Source organism: Pseudomonas sp. GW822-FHT02G04 (assembly GCF_058802085.1).
Genome location: NZ_JBXANU010000013.1, coordinates 55,401 through 72,473 on the forward strand (window position 1 = coordinate 55,401; position 17,073 = coordinate 72,473).

Sequence of the window (17,073 nt, forward strand, 5' to 3'; positions counted from 1 at the left end):
AAAAATGGCCTCGAACTGATGCAGGCTCAGTCAAGCCGAAATGCGCGCTCGTGTGCCCGGTTGGTAAACCGTCGCGCAGATGTCTTCAAATCTCCATTCGGAGCACCGCCCTTGAAGCACGATGCTACGTGCAGCTCGTCCGCACTCCACAATCGCGCCACTGACTTGCACCGTAACGAGTACGCCGTCGACCTGCAGCCCCACTTGGTCCTGATCTCTCTGTGCTGGTTTTGCGAGGTACAACTATGATGCCCGCCGACAAGCTGTTGCCCCGTCTAAATAAGGTGCGCCCCCTTAAACCAAGCCAATGGGTCGCCTGCTGCCCAGCTCATGATGACCGCAATCCGAGCCTGAAGATCACGGAAGTAGGGGACGGCACGCTACTGCTGAAATGCTGGGCTGGTTGCTCGGCGGCGCAAATCGTCGCGGCTATCGGCCTGGAGATGCGCGACCTGTTTCCTGATGGCGGCCAGCGCTCCTCCCCAAGATGGCCCAGTCGTGCGGCAGTTGAGCACGAGCGTCACATCGTCGCGATTGGCCTGTCCCTGCAAGCTCGAGGCGAGAAGCTGCCGAAGTCAGATTTAGACCGCTTGGAGTTGGCACGTCGCCGTCTGGCTCAATGGGAGGAGCGTGTATGAATGCAAAGGCACAAGACCGTTATGGCGACCAGTGGGCCGAGGTTGACCAGCGTCTGTCCAGCACAAGGCCCTTCCGGTTCATCGCCGCCTGCGACATGCCGGTGAAGCCAGTCGCGTGGCTAGTTCGCGAATACATCGAGGAAGATGCGCTTGCTGTAGTGTATGGCCCACCCGGCAAGGGCAAATCCTTCCTGGCCCTGGATGTGTCGTGCTGCATCGCTATGGGTATCCCGTTCCACGGGCATGATGTGAAGCAGGGAACAGTGTTCTACATTGCAGGCGAAGGCCACAATGGGCTGGCGCGACGCCTGCGTGCATGGGCACAGCACAATGGCACCGACATGCCGGCACTGTTATTCGTGTCCGACGCCCCTACCGATCTATCCAGCGCCACCAACGTGGCGAAGGTAGCCGAGTCGGTTCAACAACTCGCAGACGCAACCGGCGAAGCCCCGGCTCTGATCGTTATCGACACGATGGCCCGCAACTTCGGCGGTGACGAAAACAGCGCAACGGAAGTTGGGCAGTTTGTGCGCAACGCCGACGTGCTACGCCGACACTGGAAGGCTACTGTGCTGATCGTCCACCACAGCGGTAAGGATGGGGAAAAGGGCGCGCGTGGGTCGTCCGCCCTGAAGGGGGCTGCTGATGCCGAGTACGAAGTCAGTCGGAGCGACGTAGACAAACTGATCCGACTGACCCCGCGCAAGATGAAGGACGCAGAGGAGCCGCCGCCGCTCGCCTTCGAGCTAGTGGGGGTGTCGGTGCGCGACGATAGCGGAAGTTTGGTTGGCGGCGCGGCGTTGAAGTTGACTGAGTACACCGCACCTGTTCCTGCGACGAAGCCGCAGGGGAAGAACCAGCAGAAGGCCTTGGACGTCCTGAACCAGATGTGGGGGGAGGTCGCTACGCGGCTTGCCAAGCAGGGCCGAGAAGATCATCCGATCAACATCCTGTTCGATGACTGGAAGGCGCGCTGCGAGGTTGTCGGGCTGGATCGCAACCGCGCCAAAGAGGCGTGTGAAGGCTTGCAGAAGCGTGGAGTAGTTGAACGGGACGGACCGCATGTCCTAGTAACTGAGTCTGTCCGAAGAAAACGAAACCCTTAGGGACTTCGGACTATTCGGACGCCTGCAGGCCTGTGCCTTTCGGGCATATCGGACAGGCCGATGAATTACCCGACCTCGAGGAGTTTTGACTATGACCACCTTGGACTATTTGCGTCGGGCCCTCCTGTCGGTCGAAGCCAGTGGCGAAAATGTGCGTTGGCGCCCCGTCGAGCACATCTGCTCGGCCAAAAACTACCAATCATAACCGGCAGCGATTAGCCCGAAACGGAAGCTCACCTCCTCATGAAAGTGTCCGATCGATACTGAATCCCGACGCTCGTGGTTTGTGCTTTCGCTGTATGCGCTGCACCATTGAGTAGCAGCGTATGTTGTGAGATCAGCTCGATCCGCTGGCGATGCGTAATATCAAGGGAGTGAAATCATGAAGAAGGTGGTCAAGCCGATGCGGTGCGAACAAGCGATCTTTGACGAGTTGGCAGAACTGTGTGTCTCGCCAGGTTACGTGCATGCCATCTCCTACCTTTGCTTCCGGGACAACATCATCCTTTATTCAGGTGAGATGAAGGCGGATGACATGCAGCAGCTCTTCTCAAAGGGGCGACTAATCCGCACAGAAACATCTACCGTCATCGGCCTGATGCTGAAGAACGACATCGACTACACCTTGCCCGCACCGAAGACGCTCGAAGGCTACGTCAATAAGACAGAGGCATTACTCGAAGAGATTCACCACACCATGTCGGCTGCGTTCTTTAATGATATTGATCCGGCCAACATCGCTGACAAAGATTTCAATCCGTTCACCAGCGGTGCTGTCCTGCGAGAGCCTATCTTCTACGGGGGTGAATCCGCCTACAGCTTCCAGTACCGCGACTTTTCGCCGACCAAATATGGACGCGATGACGATTGGCTCGTTGCGAACAAGCAGTTCTCCATCCAAGATGCCCGCAACGTCGTTTATGCGATCTCGCGTCTGCTGGACGAAAAGGCGGGCGATACGCTCCAATCGATGCGCACGGCCGCCCCGAAGGATTGGACGTTCCTGCCATGCATTACATTTGCGATCCAGGAAGTGGCCGGCTGTGCACGCATGGACCCAGCAGTCGTAGAGCGCGTCTTGAAGGCCTTTGCAGTGCCGGCAGGCGCGTGCAATGAGCAGTTCACGGCGCTAAACGACTTCAACATCATCAACGCCAGCCCTCTAATCCCTATGCCGGATGGCCGTTACGCCCTTTTTCATATCTACAGCTTGGTCGAAGCACTGTATGAAGCGCCGTTCTATTGGATGGGCGCTGACAAGGCCTATGTCAGCACTGCGATGAAGCACCGCGGCCTATTCACAGAGCAGTTTGCCGTCGAGCGACTGACACAGATCTTTGGTGCGGACAACGTCCTCTCCAACATCGACATATTCGGATCGAAGGGCAACAAACTTGGAGAAATTGATGTCCTTGTTCTGTTCGGCGATCGCGCCCTGGTCCTGCAAGCAAAGTCGAAGCGGCTGACGTTGGAAGCCCGACGTGGTAACGACCTCCAAATCAAGGATGACTTCAAGAAGAGTATTCAAGATTCGAGTGATCAGGCATACCTGTGTGCCCAACTACTGGAGGAAGGCAAATGCGCGTTCCGGGATGCAGCTGGCAATGTTGTGCCACTGCCGGACAAGCTCAAGCGCATATACGTCCTGTGCCTCATCGCCGATCATTATCCGGCACTAAGCTTCCAGGCACGGCAATTCCTGAAGTGCGCTCCGACTGCGACGATCTCGCCGCCATTTATCATGGACGTTTTCGCGCTCGATGCGATGACGGAAATGCTGGGGTCACCGCTCCAGCTACTCAGCTACATCGACCGTAGGACGGGATATTCCGAGAAGTTAATGGCGTCGCACGAACTAACGATCCTGTCGTATCACCTCAAGAAGAACCTGTGGCTGAGTGATGAGCACAACATGCTCTTGCTGGATGACGATATTTCGGCAGACTTGGACTTGGCAATGCTTGTTCGACGCGAGGGCATTCCCGGCAAGAGTACGCCGGATGGCATACTTACACGGTTTGCCGCGACGGCGCTGGGTCGCATTACAAAGGCCATTGAGGCCTCGCCAGAGCCCGCCACCATTGACCTTGGCTTCACGTTGTTGACGCTTGACGAGGATACCGTCATTGCAGCTAGTAAGGCCATTGATCACATAGCTCAACTTGGCGTGGCCGATGGCAAGAGCCACGACTTCACTGCTGGCTTAGGTCAAGGAGATACCGGTCTTACTATCCACTGCAATAACGACCCGATTGAAATTGCGGGGCCGAGCCTGCAAAGGCACTGTCGCGCCCGAAAGTATACCCAGCGAGCGAGAACTTGGTTTGGCGTGTGCCTTCGTCCGAATGATCAAGCTCTACGCTTTGGGATCAATTTGGATTTTTTGTGGCAACAGAGCGACGAAATGGATGTCCTGACCCAAGGCATGGGCAAGGCGACCAGACTGCACGCTATTACATCAAGGCCGCGCTCGAATGGCCCAAAGGTTGGGCGCAACGCCCCTTGCCCATGCGGCAGCGGGAATAAGTTTAAGAACTGCTGCCTATCATGATTCGCTGGCATCTACATGAAGTGCCACCATAGATCGCGAAACAGAATAGGCAGAGGCAGTACTGATCGAGTACGTCACTCAACGGTCGTCCGTGTCGAAGGGAAAACTTCCGCAATTGGGGCGAGAGTTAACCTTGGACAAGCGTCAGCTTTCGACCGCTTTTGGCTGTTTTCTGCCTCTGGCTAGGGGCAGCAGTCGACCCGAAGCTGTCGACCGATTCTGTTGAAAAAGTCCGAGCGGATTGACTCAGCCTACACTGAGCTTGAAAAGCGTCCGATTTACGCGTTGCAAGCCCTCCTGGCAGGGCAAGCGTATTGCAGTGAATCGCTCCAGCCCTACCACTTATGCCTGAGTCGTTAATCATGGATGAAGTCACTACCATGCCCTCGGATGATGTACCTGACCGTCAACGTATAGTGCAGCGCAAGCTCGGGCGCTGCCTGTTGCGCTTGCAACAATACGAACGGGTGCTGAAAGTCATAGTCGCGCATGGCGAGTTGAGCGGCCCTGCGGATCGGCTGCATACCATCCGTGGGCAAAAGATCGCATGTGCCCAGAAAAAGACCATGGGCACGTTGGTCGGAATGCTGACCGAAAGCTTCCTGACCCAGTCGCCCCAAAATGAAGAATCACAGACGGAAGCCGATGCCGGTGACCAGATCTGGTTCAGCTATCGACTCCAGTTGGAAATGCCAGCCGAGCACTATGAGGCAACGAGGGCCGCCCTCAAGGAGCTGGTCGACCTGCGCAATGAACTGGTTCACCACTTCATTGAGCGTTTCGATCTCTGGACTGAATCAGGCTGCCGGGCGGCGGATGGTTTTCTGGAGGAAAGCTACGAAACCATCAATCGGCATTGTCTGAATCTGCAATGTTGGGCCAAAACCATTGATGTGGCAGCAGCTAAAGTGGCTTCGGTTATGCAAAGCCAAGAATTTGAAGATGCGCTCATCGATGGTATCAGGGAGGACGGTTCAATTTATTGGCCTGGCAGTGGGATATGCCGCTGTTTACGTGAAGCAGAAACCAAGCTTGCCGAAGGTGGCTGGACTCGACTGGAAGCAGCCATCCGCTGGATTGGTGGTACCTATCAAGAGCAGACGCCCAAGCGCTACGGTTGCAGCGACTGGAAGCATGCCCTGCACGAGTCACAGCAGTTCGAAATACGAAAATCCCAAGCTGATAATGAACCTACTGCCGTCTGGTATCGCAGCAAGGTCAGCTGAATGGGAAACTGAATCGTCCTTCCTTTTGTAAGCGCGCTGACTGACTGCTTCTGGCCGATTGTGTTGAAAAAGTCGATCCGGCTTGGCTAGCCAAACATTGAGCGGTGAGAACGCCGTTTTTGCATGTTGCTATGTCAAATCTGAGCCCTGAACCTTCTGCTAAACACACGGATTTCAATCTCAGACGCGTACTTTTCTGCCGTGGAAATCGAAGCCGACTTTTTCAACAGAATCGGCCGATTCCTGCCAGTCACGGCAGGCAGAAAACGAGCCATTACGGACAAGAATAATACAAAATCGAATAATTTCAGTGGCTTATAGTCGGGCGCCGAAAATAGGTATGAGCACATCTTCTGTTTGGTATGTTAGGTATACATTGACTGGTTGATGGCTAAATAGTAGCGTGCCTACAGATGCTGGTTTCGGGCGATTTTGCTTGTATGAGTGATTTGCTCTTTCTCTAGTGCAAGAGGTTAAAACGGAATTTAAGTATGTCTTCGAAATCTGCTCAAGCAATTGATAGTGTTTATGATGAAGCGAAGAATTTTCTTATTATCGGGCTTACCGGGCGAACAGGGTCAGGTTGTTCAACTGCTGCCAATAAGCTGTGTTCAATGTCTTTGGAGGTGCCTTTTGATGGTTACGACGGGCTGACGGAAAATGAACTGAAGAAGCACAAAATCATACATAAATATTTGAGTGGCGAGGGTTGGACTGCATTTTATAAAATCGAGGCAAGATCGATAATTACATATCATCTGCTACTTTTGACGCAGGAACTTTTTGTTAAGTATTTGGTTGAGATTGTTGGCGCTGGCATTCCTGTGGGGACGGCAGAGCGAATGTATGATGATCTAATTTCTGTACGCGAAGAGCTTCAGCGGCTTCATGTGTTTAGGAAGAGTGGTGATTTGGGTGCGATTGAACCGTGGATGGATTTATATTTTGAGAAGCTACCTGTAGCCACGGAGGTAATTAAGGCGTCTTTAGGGACGGCCAATTTTACTAAGCTGTATCAAAGCGCGGGAGACAACGTCAGGTCTTCTGGTGCTGCGAATAGTAGGATTTTTAATGTTGATGAGTTATTTAATTTCCCAAAGCACCTGAATTTTTTAATTAAGCTGGTACGTAGATCTACTAAAGCAAAGGATGTCCCTTGTAGGATTGTGATAGATGCAATAAGGAATCCGTATGAGGCATTTTATTTAAAAAGAAGGTATGCGAATTTTTATCTCGTCTCAATAAATACTCCTGATTTTCAGCGCTTGAGCAGCTTGCGCGATTACAGAAAACTTTCTAGTAAGGAAATTTCTGAGCTTGATAGTAAGGAATATCCAGGAAAGATTTCCGGTGAAAATAAATTCATTGCGCAAAACATTCAGGCCTGCATAGAAATCTCTGATATCCATATTCATAATTCAAAAACTAACGAGTTTAATCAGAATGATTTAGTGGGGCAGCTGGCTTGGTATTTGGCTCTCATGATGCACCCTGGTTTGGTAATGCCGACGTCTGTTGAAAATTGTATGCAGGTTGCTTATACGGTTAAGCAAAGTTCTGGCTGTATATCCAGGCAGGTTGGCGCTGTGGTAACAGATGACAGTTATAGCGTGAAGTGTGTAGGATGGAATAGTACACCCCAAGGGCAAACCCCGTGCCTTTTGAGAAGCGTAGAGGACTTGCTGCGTGGAAATAATAGTTTGGATTACAGCGACTATGAACGAAATGACAACGTTTTTCGAAAGGCATTGAGTGACAAGTATTTTGGATTGATTCAATCCGGTGCTACTCAAAGGAGAAATGTCCCATTTTGCTTTAAAAGTGTTCAAAATGAAATAGAAGGCGAGAAGAATCAAGTTCATACTAGGGCGTTGCACGCAGAAGAGAATGCTTTTTTACAGATAGCAAAAAATGGAGGGCAGAAACTTCTTGGTGGTATTTTATTTACTACTGCGAGCCCGTGTGAGCTTTGTGCGAAAAAAGCTTATCAGTTAGGTATTGTTAAAGTAATTTATATCGACCCGTACCCAGGGATTGCTACAGATCATATACTTTCTGTTGGTGCAATAAAGCCAAAGCTGGAACTGTTTAGAGGCGCAGTTGGTCGCGCCTTTTATCAGCTTTATCAACCACTGATGCCTTATAAGGACGAGTTGGATTTATTATACTCTATAAGGCCTTATCATAATCCCGAGAGCCCGTCGAAGCGATTTCTTGAAGAGGAGAATAAAAAATTACTCGCTGATATTGAAGCTCTGAAAGTCGAGTTGCGCGCCTTAAAGGGAGAGGGCTAAATCGACTTCACCGTTCTGCGATGAGGAAGACGCTAGGAAGTCGATGGAAACGCTGAAAGCGTTCAATATTTTCGTGTTACACCTTTGCCCGAGAGAAGGTAAAAGGTGACAAGGCAAAAAGGCAAAAGTAGACAAATTTATTTTGAGATATAGATCTGTCACCTTTTACTCCGAAAGCCCGTTCCTTAGTTTGATCGTTAGATGTTACATAAGAGGCTTGTTTATGGCGATAAATACTTACGGTTTTGATTCGGTAGCATGGGATGTCGCGAAGCAAGAAGGTAAAGTTGTATTGCAAGCATGCGCGCGCGCACGACAAATGATCCCTTATTCCAATTTCGTTCAACGGCTTTCAGCAATCACCATAGAGGCGCATGATCCTCGCCTTGCACATTTTTTGGAAGAAATTACATCCGAAGAAAGTGCCGCCGAGCGAGGTATGCTCACGGCGTTAGTAGTACATAAAACAGGAGACTTTCAGCCTGGGCCAGGTTTTTTTGAGCTGGCTCGGAATCTTGGTTATCAATTCACCGACATTGAGAAGTTTTGGATTCAAGAAGTTAAGCGGGTTTTTGAAATTTGGGCAAAGTGAGGGTTGGGTTGCCTGACAATGTGCTCAAGGCAAAAGGTGGTAGGTTTATATAAATAAATAGATCTGTCACCTTTTACTGTAGGAAGACCTCAAACTTCTGCCATCCGGGCGCCGCATTCTCTGCAGTAATCTGGCGCAGCATTGAGATAACCTCTTCACGACTGACAACTTGCCCCTTTACTGCCGGATTGGTTGTAAGGCGGCTGATGAAGTACTGTCTCCCCTCGTTGCTTATAGAGTACTGGCCGTCGCTGTGCATCTCTAATCGCCCCGACTCCAGATGGGTGCGGTAGTTACCCATGAAACGAGAAATATCGAAGCGCTCACCAGCCATCAGACCGGTAACTTCCAAAATGGCCTGCATGTAAGCGCGCATGTCACGGGAGTTTGCGGTAGGTGGTGTGATCATTTTATTGAGGAATGCCATGGTTATCTCCTAAGTAACAGTCTAGATGCAAATATAAATCAGGTGGTGAAAAGAATATTTCTGGATGCGGACATCCCCGCGAGCGAAGCAAGCAACGTGATAGCTAAACTAGATAAGGGCTATTTTAAGCAGCCCCTTGATCATTCATTGTCGGTAGTTTTGCCTCTGCATAAGATACAAAGACTTGGAGGGCATCCACGCAAAATCTTATCTGTTCGCGATACTGTAACCACGACTGGACTCCCTTCGCGCCGTGGAACATGTTGTTCCTGAAGCGATAAACAACATAGGTAAGTAGCTCAATGACTTGCTTCTTCGTGAGTTTCTCAAAGGGAATAGCAAGAAGCTTTTTGAGTGCGTCAACCATCCGCGTCGAGGTTTTTTTATCAGGGATGAGGTTGGCAAGTTTTTTGGGGTCTTGGTAGCGAGCATGAAAGTGATGTGCAGGGATGTTTAGCGAGTCAAGCGCAATCTTACTGCTGTTAACGACTTCATTTGCGAAATCTGGAAGTTTGTTCGGGTTTAGGTCGTTTTGAAAACACTTGGACTCGAAAAGAGACCACGCTAGCAAGAAGTGCATTGCCGTGGGGTCTTTCAATAGGTGTTGTACCTCTAACTCACTCTGCTGGAATAGTTGGCCAAGCCAACTGGAAAAATTTTGCATAACAGAGACCTCGCGCGAAATTGTCGGGTTAAGGCCGTTTGTATAACGCGGCCGCCTTTAATATTTTCTTATGTTGCCCTAGGATATATATGATACATAGTCTTGATCGCTCCTGGTTACGTAGGTGCTTCTGAGTTAGTAGTTGCTGCAATTCACAGAAGTCAATAGTTTCCGGACTCGTGGAAGCCCTGATTGGACGCACTGCGTTCGGTGAGTGGAGTAGGCGTGTATAGGGAAAAAACCATTTGTATTTTTTCTCGATTGTTCCTGAAGATCACGCGGCACCTCGGCCAAGCTTGCCGCGACCTCCTTCGATGCTCTCTAGAGATAACCTGCGTTAGTAATCAGTTGAAACTCATAAGCTATGTGTAGCCAGCACAGCGTCATCCAACACTGCATCAGCCAAATCAAGCAAGTGTCGATGATGAGTAAAAAGCAATACTTGACCACCTTCAGAAAATTGCGCCAACGCACGAAGAATATTCTCGGTCCGCGCATCATCAGAGGTGATAAGGACATCGTCCAAAATCAGCGGCATTGGGCGATTTGGGTCACGCTGCAGTTCCAAGGCTGCCAAACGAAGCGCGAGGTAAAGCTGATCGGCAGTTCCTTCACTCATGGCATCGATACCAATATGACTTCCATCACTTCGTTCAGCCTGCAGGACAGGCTGATCAGCAGAATCATCGACAGTCAGGCGGGTGTAGCTTCCTCCGGTGACTAGCTGGAAATAATTTGAAGCCAAACGCACCATGGGGGCCTGTGCCCGCTCGCGAAAACGTTTAAGTGCCTCATCTAGCAGTGATTCAGCAAGTTTCAGTTGCGCCCATGGCCTTATGGCTGCGCGATAGCTAGCAACCGCCGATTCCATGGCTTCACGTGCTACCGCTGCATCATCTGAACCATCGACTTCTGCAAGCAGCTGGCGCGCAAGTCGCTCAGCTTCTTCTTTTTGCCGAAGAAGGGTCTCCTGCTCAGTAATATGGGCTTGGCAACGATCGCGCTCGGTTTCGGCAGAGACAATATCAAGCCCCTCCAAGCGCTGCCGTAGCTCAGGCACAGATCGAGTCGAGGCTTGGCGCAACTGAGCCGCCAAGCCATCCGACTGCTCCTGCTGCTTTCGCTTTTTCTCCGATAACACCTCTATCTCCTCCAAGCCATCAGCGTCCTCTACGCCTGCAGCCACACACAGCGTTTTTATGCTGGCCTGACCAACGTCATGTCTTTCACTGGCAGCCTGTTGCTTACCCTTGGCCGCAGACTCCCGACGATTGAGCTCAAGCAGTTTGGAGTTATTGGTTTTTGACTTGAGCAATCTGGTTTGCAGACGATCAACAAAGTCATATACATGGGCGAAATCAGGCTCTGACAGCAAGGCGGCAAGGTTCAAGGCGTTCTCGTGAAATAAACTCTCAGCGATCGTGAACTTACGGATACGTTCTTCGCGGGCACTCTGCTCCGACACCTCTCTGGCAAGTGTTGTTAGCTCATCAAGCCTGGCCTTGACGACCGAGGGAGAACTCTCCGGCATAAGGAAAAGGCGCTCATGCCACTTCATCAATGCGCTTTGACATGACTGCAAGCGTTCGGAATCTTCACTGATGGCCTGACTTTCTTCTTGAGCTTCTTCTTGTTGCGCTCTTATTGCTTCTTCAAGTGACTCTCGTGTCGCTGATGTCTTGATCATGGTCTGATGCCATGAATCCGCTTGCTCCATCAGCGAGTTCAGATCGCTCGTGTCATCCCGAGAAAGCGCGCTTGCATTGGTCAATGCACTGATAAGCGTCGCAGCAGCCTGTTCTACCTCAGCGTTTATTTCTGCTGGCTCTCGGCATGCAGATATGTGCCGCTCATGCAAATCCAGCGCAGCAGCTCGCTGGCTCAACCACTCACGTAATGCCGCTGGCTGAAGTTTTGGCAAATTTGCCGCTGCCAGCCTTTCAGACCAATTGTCTTGAAACTCTTCACGCTCAACATTATTGGCTTCTTTAAGCCTGTTAATTTCCAGTAACTGCTCATTCATTTCGCCGATTCTGGACTCGCATTCGGCTGCAGTGGCGGCTCTTTCGGCATTGTCCCGCAGTACATCGGCCTGACGATCGGCCTCACTGATTGAGACCTCAAAGGCTTCTGGCAGCGTTCGGTCTGGGTCGAAATCCTGGGCAAGTATTGCTGGGTCGTCGCTACGCAGCACATAAGCCTTACGCACTCGTCGCCAGCCATCATCGCGGTGCTCTCTGGCCGTCTTCAACGTTAGAGCCGTCACCACTTCGCCAGTGGTCATCAAGGTTTGCTGGCGGCGTAGCTGCACTTTCAGGTCGCGCGAAATCCCCATCTCTTCATTGCTTAGCGCAGTGAGCTCAGTCTCAAGACGGCCTAACTCCTGCTCTGCAATGCTAAGTTCTGAAGGCTGCAAGGGTCTGCTTTTCTGCAGGTTCTCAACCGAATCCACACCACTATCGGACAACGCTTGTTTCAACGACCTCGCAAGGCTGTCCATATCACGCAGCAGATCAGATTGCCGCTTAGAGAAGTCACCGAGTGTTTGGGCATTTCGCAGTGCGCTGGCAACCGCCTTGAGCTGGACGGGATCGCAAATGGCATCACTCCGCGCAGCTTGTTGTACCTTTATTCTCTTTTGCAGGGTATCCAGATGCAGCTTCTTAAGGGCCAGGCTACTGTCCAGCAAGCTGAATTGATCCAGACTCTCTACCAGGGAAACCCGTTCAGCGGCAGAAGGCAGGGCAGCCACGAGTGCAGTTAACGGCTGATCGGCTGAAATATTCCCGGCCACGGCGGTGAGTTGCGCACCATGCGACTCAATTTCATCCTGTGTGTTTAGTTGTTCTTCACGACTACGGATTACGTTGTCCCGCTCCACCACCAGCCGATTAATGGCTACTTCGTGTTCAAGCAGCTTGGGCTCAATAGTAAGTTCAGCCCGCTCTTGGTTGCACTCATCCAACTCCTCTGAAGCTTCAAGCATGGCGTCAGACGCATGGCGCATCGCTTGCTCCGCGGCCAAACGTGTTTCGCGAGAATTAATGGGCAGTAATGGCTGGCTCTCCAGTGCCTCGAGCTCCGCCAAAACATCGTCATGTTGCTTCAGTAAAGGCTGCACTGTGCGCAACTCGGTCAGTTCGTTAACACGGCGTCTCAGTGCCTGAAGCGCTTGCTCAGTTTCTTCAACTTCTGATTTAGCTACTTCGTGGCTGCGCTCCAGCGCTTTCCATTCCGATGGCTTCGTCAACGCATCGCGATAAAGCCTTTTCTGTTCTTCCAGTTCTTTGCGTGCCGTATTGATCGTTGCGCTATGGCTTCGTGAGCTGAAGTATTTTTTGGCATCCTCTTCAAGGGTAGCCAGAAGGGTTTTGATACTGGCGGTACCTGAACTGGCCTCAAACAAGGCCGAACCGACCTCATTATCCCCTTTGAGCAGAGACTTGCCGCCTTCGCGTAAACGCTGGTGATTCAGGCCAAACATGGACTCGAACTGTGCACGATCCAGGCCGCCGCTGAGGGCTTGCTCAATGCCGTTAGGTAGCGCTACTCCAGATTCACCTTCACCCGTCAGCGGATTTGCCTGCGTCAGTGTTTGACCGCGGCCCTTATGTCGGGCCAGAGCGACCTCCTGACCTTCGGCATCCACAAATACCCCGACAATTGCCATTCGATTATGGGCATGCACAAAGTTGTCTTTGCTCTGTTGCGGAATGCCAAAGCGCAAATCACCCATCGCCCTCAGCGCCGAGGACTTGCCTGCTTCATTGGGCCCATAGATCACATGCAGATTGGCTGACGTGGAGTCAAGTTGCAGGTGTTTATCTGTAAATGGCCCAAAGGCTTTGAAAATAAGGCTTTTGATTTTCATACGCTGGCTCCTGTCTGCGCGAGGCGCGCCAACACCGTCGCCTCCGCATCCATTAAGAGATTGCGCATGGCATCACGATCATCCAGTCGCGGCACGTCATGTGTGGCGAACTCCGGCATGACCTCTGCCGGCAAGGCGCCCAGTACGCTCTCCAGCGCTTCCCTGGTCCAATTCGCCAGAGCATCCTCATCAGAAGCCAAGCTGTCTACCAGGCGGATTAACTCCGCGATGGCATCCTGGCCCCCTGCGGCTTGACCTCGATCAATTGGTGAGCAGACTTCAACATGCACCTGCTCAATCCAAACCTCGCTGCCGCTTATATCCTGCGCGGCGGCCTGCACCGCAGCGGCCAGAGTGCCGGGTTGGTTAGCTTCAAGGCCATGCAAAATCGTGACACCTGAGAGTATGATCCGTACAGCATGCAGACGATCGCTTGCTTCTTGTACGAGCGCTATCAGCGCTGCACGCACGCGCTCAGGGATGATCTCGAGCCGCTCCACTCCATCCAACTCGACCGTTACCTGACTCCAGCGCACAACATCCAAGGCAACAAAGCGAGCTTCTATTATCTTGCCGGCATCGACCGTCACCAGCTCGCAGCCCTTGGCGCCGGTTTCTTTGGCGTGTCGCCCTTGCAAGTTGCCGGGGAAGACAATGCGGGGATTTTCAGCGACAACTTGGCGTTTGTGTATATGCCCCAGTGCCCAATAGTCGTAACCCTTGGCCGTGAGCGCACTCACGCTGGTTGGTGCATATGTGTCGTGGCCGGCGGCCCCGGTGAGGCTAGTATGCAGCACGCCAATATTGAAGTAGTCGTTAACGGGGGCAGGGTAGGAAGGCACCAGATCTTCCGGCATAGCGCGATCCGGAAAGCTGTAACCATGAACAGCTACAGTTAATTCATCAAGCTGTACCGTTTCTGCGGTACGACTGGAGAAGACCTTCACGTTCTGCGGCAAGGGCAGCTGCCGGCTGATTACTCCCTGCGCATCGTGGTTACCCTGCACAATGAACACCGGGATATTTTTCCGATCCAACCGCACCATTTGCTCGCGGAAAAAAAGTCCAGTGTGAAAATCCTGCCAGTCGCGGTCATACAGATCGCCGGCTAGCAAGACGAAATCGACCTGCTCCTCCAGCGCCAAGTCCACCAGCCGCTCCAGAGCCTGACGGGTAGCGTTGCGCAAGCGCTCGAGGGGAGCGCCTTCGTAACGGCTCAAGCCGCGTAGCGGGCTATCGATATGCAAATCAGCAGCATGGATGAAACGCATCAGACAGCTCCTTCTGTTGGTGTTTTTTAAAAAAACGCCCAAGCAATGCGGTAGTCGGCTTCGCGATTGGCCAGATAGTAGGTTTATTTATCCGCCCCATAGCAGGGGCGATATATGGTTAGCTCGTATTTCGACATCACTGAGAGCCATCCTCCTGAGCCAAGGGACACGATTTTACGACGTACATCCCGCCTCCCAGCGTCGAGGAAAAACACGACATCGGCGGCAAGCGGCGCAATCAGTTCGCCAGCAGAGCAAGCATAGCCACTAATCTGCCGCCGGCCCGTCCATCGTCCGCTTTTAGCCGCTTACTGCCCGGCACGACACCGCTCTCGGCCAATCACCAAAACTGGCTCTGATCACGGATGACAATCGCCCCTAAGCTTGGCCACCATACTGGGGCTAGTCCAGAGCGAGCCGCCCACCTAAGTCCGATAGTTCGAAAGATATCCCTGACTCACCCCCTATGCGGGTAATTCGAAGTCCAGCGCAGGGCCGCATCCGGCAGGGCGTGGCGGATTGGTTGTTGATCCGTAACTTGTCACAGGGCAACGTAACCTTGACAGTTGATGCTGCTCTATAAAGCTATTAGGGAGGGGGAGGTTAAAAGTCTGGAGCCTTCGCCTCAAAGACCGGTCCCTGTCCGTTTCAACCATAAATTCGTAGTTTTTTTGGAAAGTCGCCGTCTTAGGCGAGCATGAGGGGGCGCTGGGAGGTGCTGCGTCAAAAGTCTGAGCATTCGCAATATCGGCCTGCGCGCCCAAACTATTATTCAAACTCTTCAAAATTGCATTCCTAACCACCATCCCAAAACGGGGAGAGCGCTGATGATCACAAGTAGTGCCACCCGACGATGGCGAAATGGTGGGAGGACGTCGGCACGATAAGCGACCGACTAGAGGCGGAGAAGACGAGGGTACTTTCCGTTTTAGGTATACGTTTAGGTATACGTGATGAACCTAATAATAGAGAAGATCAGCAATTTAGCGCTCTTCAGATGGTATGTTCGACCCCGGCTTCGGCACCATGAATATCAAGGGCTTGCGTGAGGTTTCTCATGCAGGCCCTTAGTTTTTTCCGCAATCAAAAAATCTTTTCCGCAATTCGCGACCGTCAGTCACTTCGTAGGGGGTCACCTTCATGCCCTTTCGCATTCGAATGTACTGCTCTGTCATGCCCGCGGTTGTATGACCCAACTGATCTCTAGCTTCGCGAATGCTGCCTGTTGGCTCCTCTTTGTCCTACTGCTCAAGCATCAAACTGCGCCAAACGATCACTGGCGGTTTAACAGGCACAACATCCGGTTGCAGCTCTCCCTGTTTCTGCAACTCTGGCGAAGTCACCCCGGACGATGGCTGCTGAAGCGGCAAACGTCGTGCGGCGTCTGCGGTTGACTTATCGATAGGCGGCATAGTCATTTGATCGTAACAACGACCTTGCCCTTGGCTCGTCCCTGCTCGACGTACTTCAATGCCTCTGCAGTTGATTCAAAGGTGAAGGAGCGGTCAACCACAGGTTTGATGATTCCGGCCTCAATGAGCGCGGTGATTTGTTGCAGTTGGGCGCCATTGGCCCGCATGAACACGAACGCGTAGCTGACGTCCTGCTTGCGTGCCTTGCGCCGAATGCCGAGGCTCAGCAGGCGCATGACTTGCTGCAATGGCCAGGACAACCCTTGCTCCTGCGCGAACTGCGCAGTGGGTGGCCCTGAGATGGAAATGAGTTGGCCACCGGGCTTGAGGACTTTGAGTGACTTCTCCAGTACGTCCGCGCCGAGGCTGTTCAACACCACGTCGTAGTCGTGCAAGACACTTTCGAAGTTCTGCTGTGTGTAGTCGATCACCAGGTCGGCCCCCAACGCCTTCACCCATTCGACATTCGCGGTGCTGGTGGTGGTCGCGACAAAGGCGCCGAGGTGTTTGGCAAGCTGGATTGCTAGGGTGCCGACACCGCCGGAGCCGGCGTGGATCAGCACTTTCTGGCCCTTTTCCAGTTGGGCGGTTTCGACCAGCACTTGCCAGGCGGTCAGCGCGACCAAGGGGATGGACGCGGCTTGTGCCATGTTGGTATTGGCAGGTTTCAGGGCGATCGCGTTTTCGTTTACGGCGATCAATTGAGCGAACGTCCCGATCCGCGCTTCGGGCGGGCGAGCGTAGACTTCGTCTCCCGGTTTGAAGCGTTTCACTTGCGAGCCAACCTCAACCACGACGCCCGCCAGGTCATTGCCCAGTACCAGCGGAAATGAATAGGGCAGGATCAGTTTGAATTCGCCTTTGCTGATCTTCGAATCCAGCAGGTTGACGCTGCTGGCGTGTACCTCAATCAAGACGTCGTGGGCGCCCACCGCGGGGGCAGGCGCTTCGCCAATGCGCCCGGTGTTCTTGCCATAGCGATCAATTAAAAATGCCTTCATCGTTGTGCGGCTCTTGT

Annotated in this window: 11 protein-coding genes; 6 read left to right on the plus strand and 5 right to left on the minus strand. The window is 52.4% G+C overall.

From position 1 onward, the window contains the following. Positions 1-245: 245 nt before the first annotated feature. The 6 genes from AC1RO5_RS17465 to AC1RO5_RS17490 all read left to right on the plus strand — a co-directional run bounded on the left by AC1RO5_RS17465 (position 246) and on the right by AC1RO5_RS17490 (position 8,410). Positions 246-638, plus strand: a complete 393-nt coding sequence (locus AC1RO5_RS17465) for a virulence-associated protein E (RefSeq protein WP_493176531.1) — start codon at positions 246-248, stop codon at positions 636-638. Continuing rightward, on the plus strand, positions 635-1,747 hold the full coding sequence (locus AC1RO5_RS17470) for an AAA family ATPase (protein ID WP_493176533.1): 1,113 nt from the start codon (positions 635-637) through the stop codon (positions 1,745-1,747). Before AC1RO5_RS17465 ends, AC1RO5_RS17470 begins: the two co-directional genes overlap by 4 nt. A gap of 382 nt (positions 1,748-2,129) precedes the next feature. Beyond that, positions 2,130-4,298 (plus strand): SEC-C metal-binding domain-containing protein, encoded by a 2,169-nt coding sequence (locus AC1RO5_RS17475; RefSeq protein WP_493176535.1) that lies wholly within the window; start codon positions 2,130-2,132, stop codon positions 4,296-4,298. Between the two features lie 362 nt (positions 4,299-4,660). Beyond that, positions 4,661-5,524 carry an OST-HTH/LOTUS domain-containing protein gene (locus AC1RO5_RS17480; RefSeq protein WP_493176537.1) on the plus strand — a complete coding sequence of 288 codons (864 nt, stop codon included), beginning with the start codon at positions 4,661-4,663 and terminating at the stop codon, positions 5,522-5,524. A 491-nt stretch (positions 5,525-6,015) separates the two neighbouring features. After that, on the plus strand, positions 6,016-7,818 hold the full coding sequence (locus tag AC1RO5_RS17485) for a hypothetical protein (RefSeq protein WP_493176539.1): 1,803 nt from the start codon (positions 6,016-6,018) through the stop codon (positions 7,816-7,818). A 223-nt stretch (positions 7,819-8,041) separates the two neighbouring features. Next, positions 8,042-8,410, plus strand: coding sequence for a hypothetical protein (locus AC1RO5_RS17490; RefSeq protein WP_493176540.1), 369 nt, complete (start codon positions 8,042-8,044; stop codon positions 8,408-8,410). Positions 8,411-8,483: 73 nt separating this feature from the next. On the opposite strand, the gene AC1RO5_RS17495 is transcribed toward AC1RO5_RS17490, so the two are convergent. The 5 genes from AC1RO5_RS17495 to AC1RO5_RS17515 all read right to left on the minus strand — a co-directional run bounded on the left by AC1RO5_RS17495 (position 8,484) and on the right by AC1RO5_RS17515 (position 17,056). After that, on the minus strand, positions 8,484-8,837 hold the full coding sequence (locus tag AC1RO5_RS17495; protein WP_493176541.1) for a hypothetical protein: 354 nt from the start codon (positions 8,835-8,837) through the stop codon (positions 8,484-8,486). Positions 8,838-8,961: 124 nt separating this feature from the next. Further along, complete coding sequence (locus AC1RO5_RS17500; protein WP_493176543.1) at positions 8,962-9,501, minus strand: hypothetical protein; 540 nt, start codon at positions 9,499-9,501, stop codon at positions 8,962-8,964. 355 nt (positions 9,502-9,856) lie between these two features. Beyond that, positions 9,857-13,372, minus strand: coding sequence for an ATP-binding protein (locus tag AC1RO5_RS17505; RefSeq protein ID WP_493176545.1), 3,516 nt, complete (start codon positions 13,370-13,372; stop codon positions 9,857-9,859). Beyond that, positions 13,369-14,643, minus strand: a complete 1,275-nt coding sequence (locus AC1RO5_RS17510; RefSeq protein ID WP_493176546.1) for a metallophosphoesterase family protein — start codon at positions 14,641-14,643, stop codon at positions 13,369-13,371. The genes AC1RO5_RS17505 and AC1RO5_RS17510 overlap by 4 nt, the downstream gene beginning before the upstream one ends. Before the next feature lie 1,414 nt (positions 14,644-16,057). After that, positions 16,058-17,056 (minus strand): NADP-dependent oxidoreductase, encoded by a 999-nt coding sequence (locus AC1RO5_RS17515; RefSeq protein WP_493176547.1) that lies wholly within the window; start codon positions 17,054-17,056, stop codon positions 16,058-16,060. Positions 17,057-17,073 lie beyond the last annotated feature (17 nt).

Excerpts from the sequence above, each read along its gene's own strand:
- AC1RO5_RS17465 (WP_493176531.1), top strand. The coding sequence starts at position 246 with ATGATGCCCGCCGACAAGCTGTTGCCCCGTCTAAATAAGGTGCGCCCC.
- AC1RO5_RS17470 (WP_493176533.1), top strand. The coding sequence starts at position 635 with ATGAATGCAAAGGCACAAGACCGTTATGGCGACCAGTGGGCCGAGGTT.
- AC1RO5_RS17475 (WP_493176535.1), top strand. The coding sequence starts at position 2,130 with ATGAAGAAGGTGGTCAAGCCGATGCGGTGCGAACAAGCGATCTTTGAC.
- AC1RO5_RS17480 (WP_493176537.1), top strand. The coding sequence starts at position 4,661 with ATGGATGAAGTCACTACCATGCCCTCGGATGATGTACCTGACCGTCAA.
- AC1RO5_RS17485 (WP_493176539.1), top strand. The coding sequence starts at position 6,016 with ATGTCTTCGAAATCTGCTCAAGCAATTGATAGTGTTTATGATGAAGCG.
- AC1RO5_RS17490 (WP_493176540.1), top strand. The coding sequence starts at position 8,042 with ATGGCGATAAATACTTACGGTTTTGATTCGGTAGCATGGGATGTCGCG.
- AC1RO5_RS17495 (WP_493176541.1), bottom strand. The coding sequence starts at position 8,837 with ATGGCATTCCTCAATAAAATGATCACACCACCTACCGCAAACTCCCGT.
- AC1RO5_RS17500 (WP_493176543.1), bottom strand. The coding sequence starts at position 9,501 with ATGCAAAATTTTTCCAGTTGGCTTGGCCAACTATTCCAGCAGAGTGAG.
- AC1RO5_RS17505 (WP_493176545.1), bottom strand. The coding sequence starts at position 13,372 with ATGAAAATCAAAAGCCTTATTTTCAAAGCCTTTGGGCCATTTACAGAT.
- AC1RO5_RS17510 (WP_493176546.1), bottom strand. The coding sequence starts at position 14,643 with ATGCGTTTCATCCATGCTGCTGATTTGCATATCGATAGCCCGCTACGC.
- AC1RO5_RS17515 (WP_493176547.1), bottom strand. The coding sequence starts at position 17,056 with ATGAAGGCATTTTTAATTGATCGCTATGGCAAGAACACCGGGCGCATT.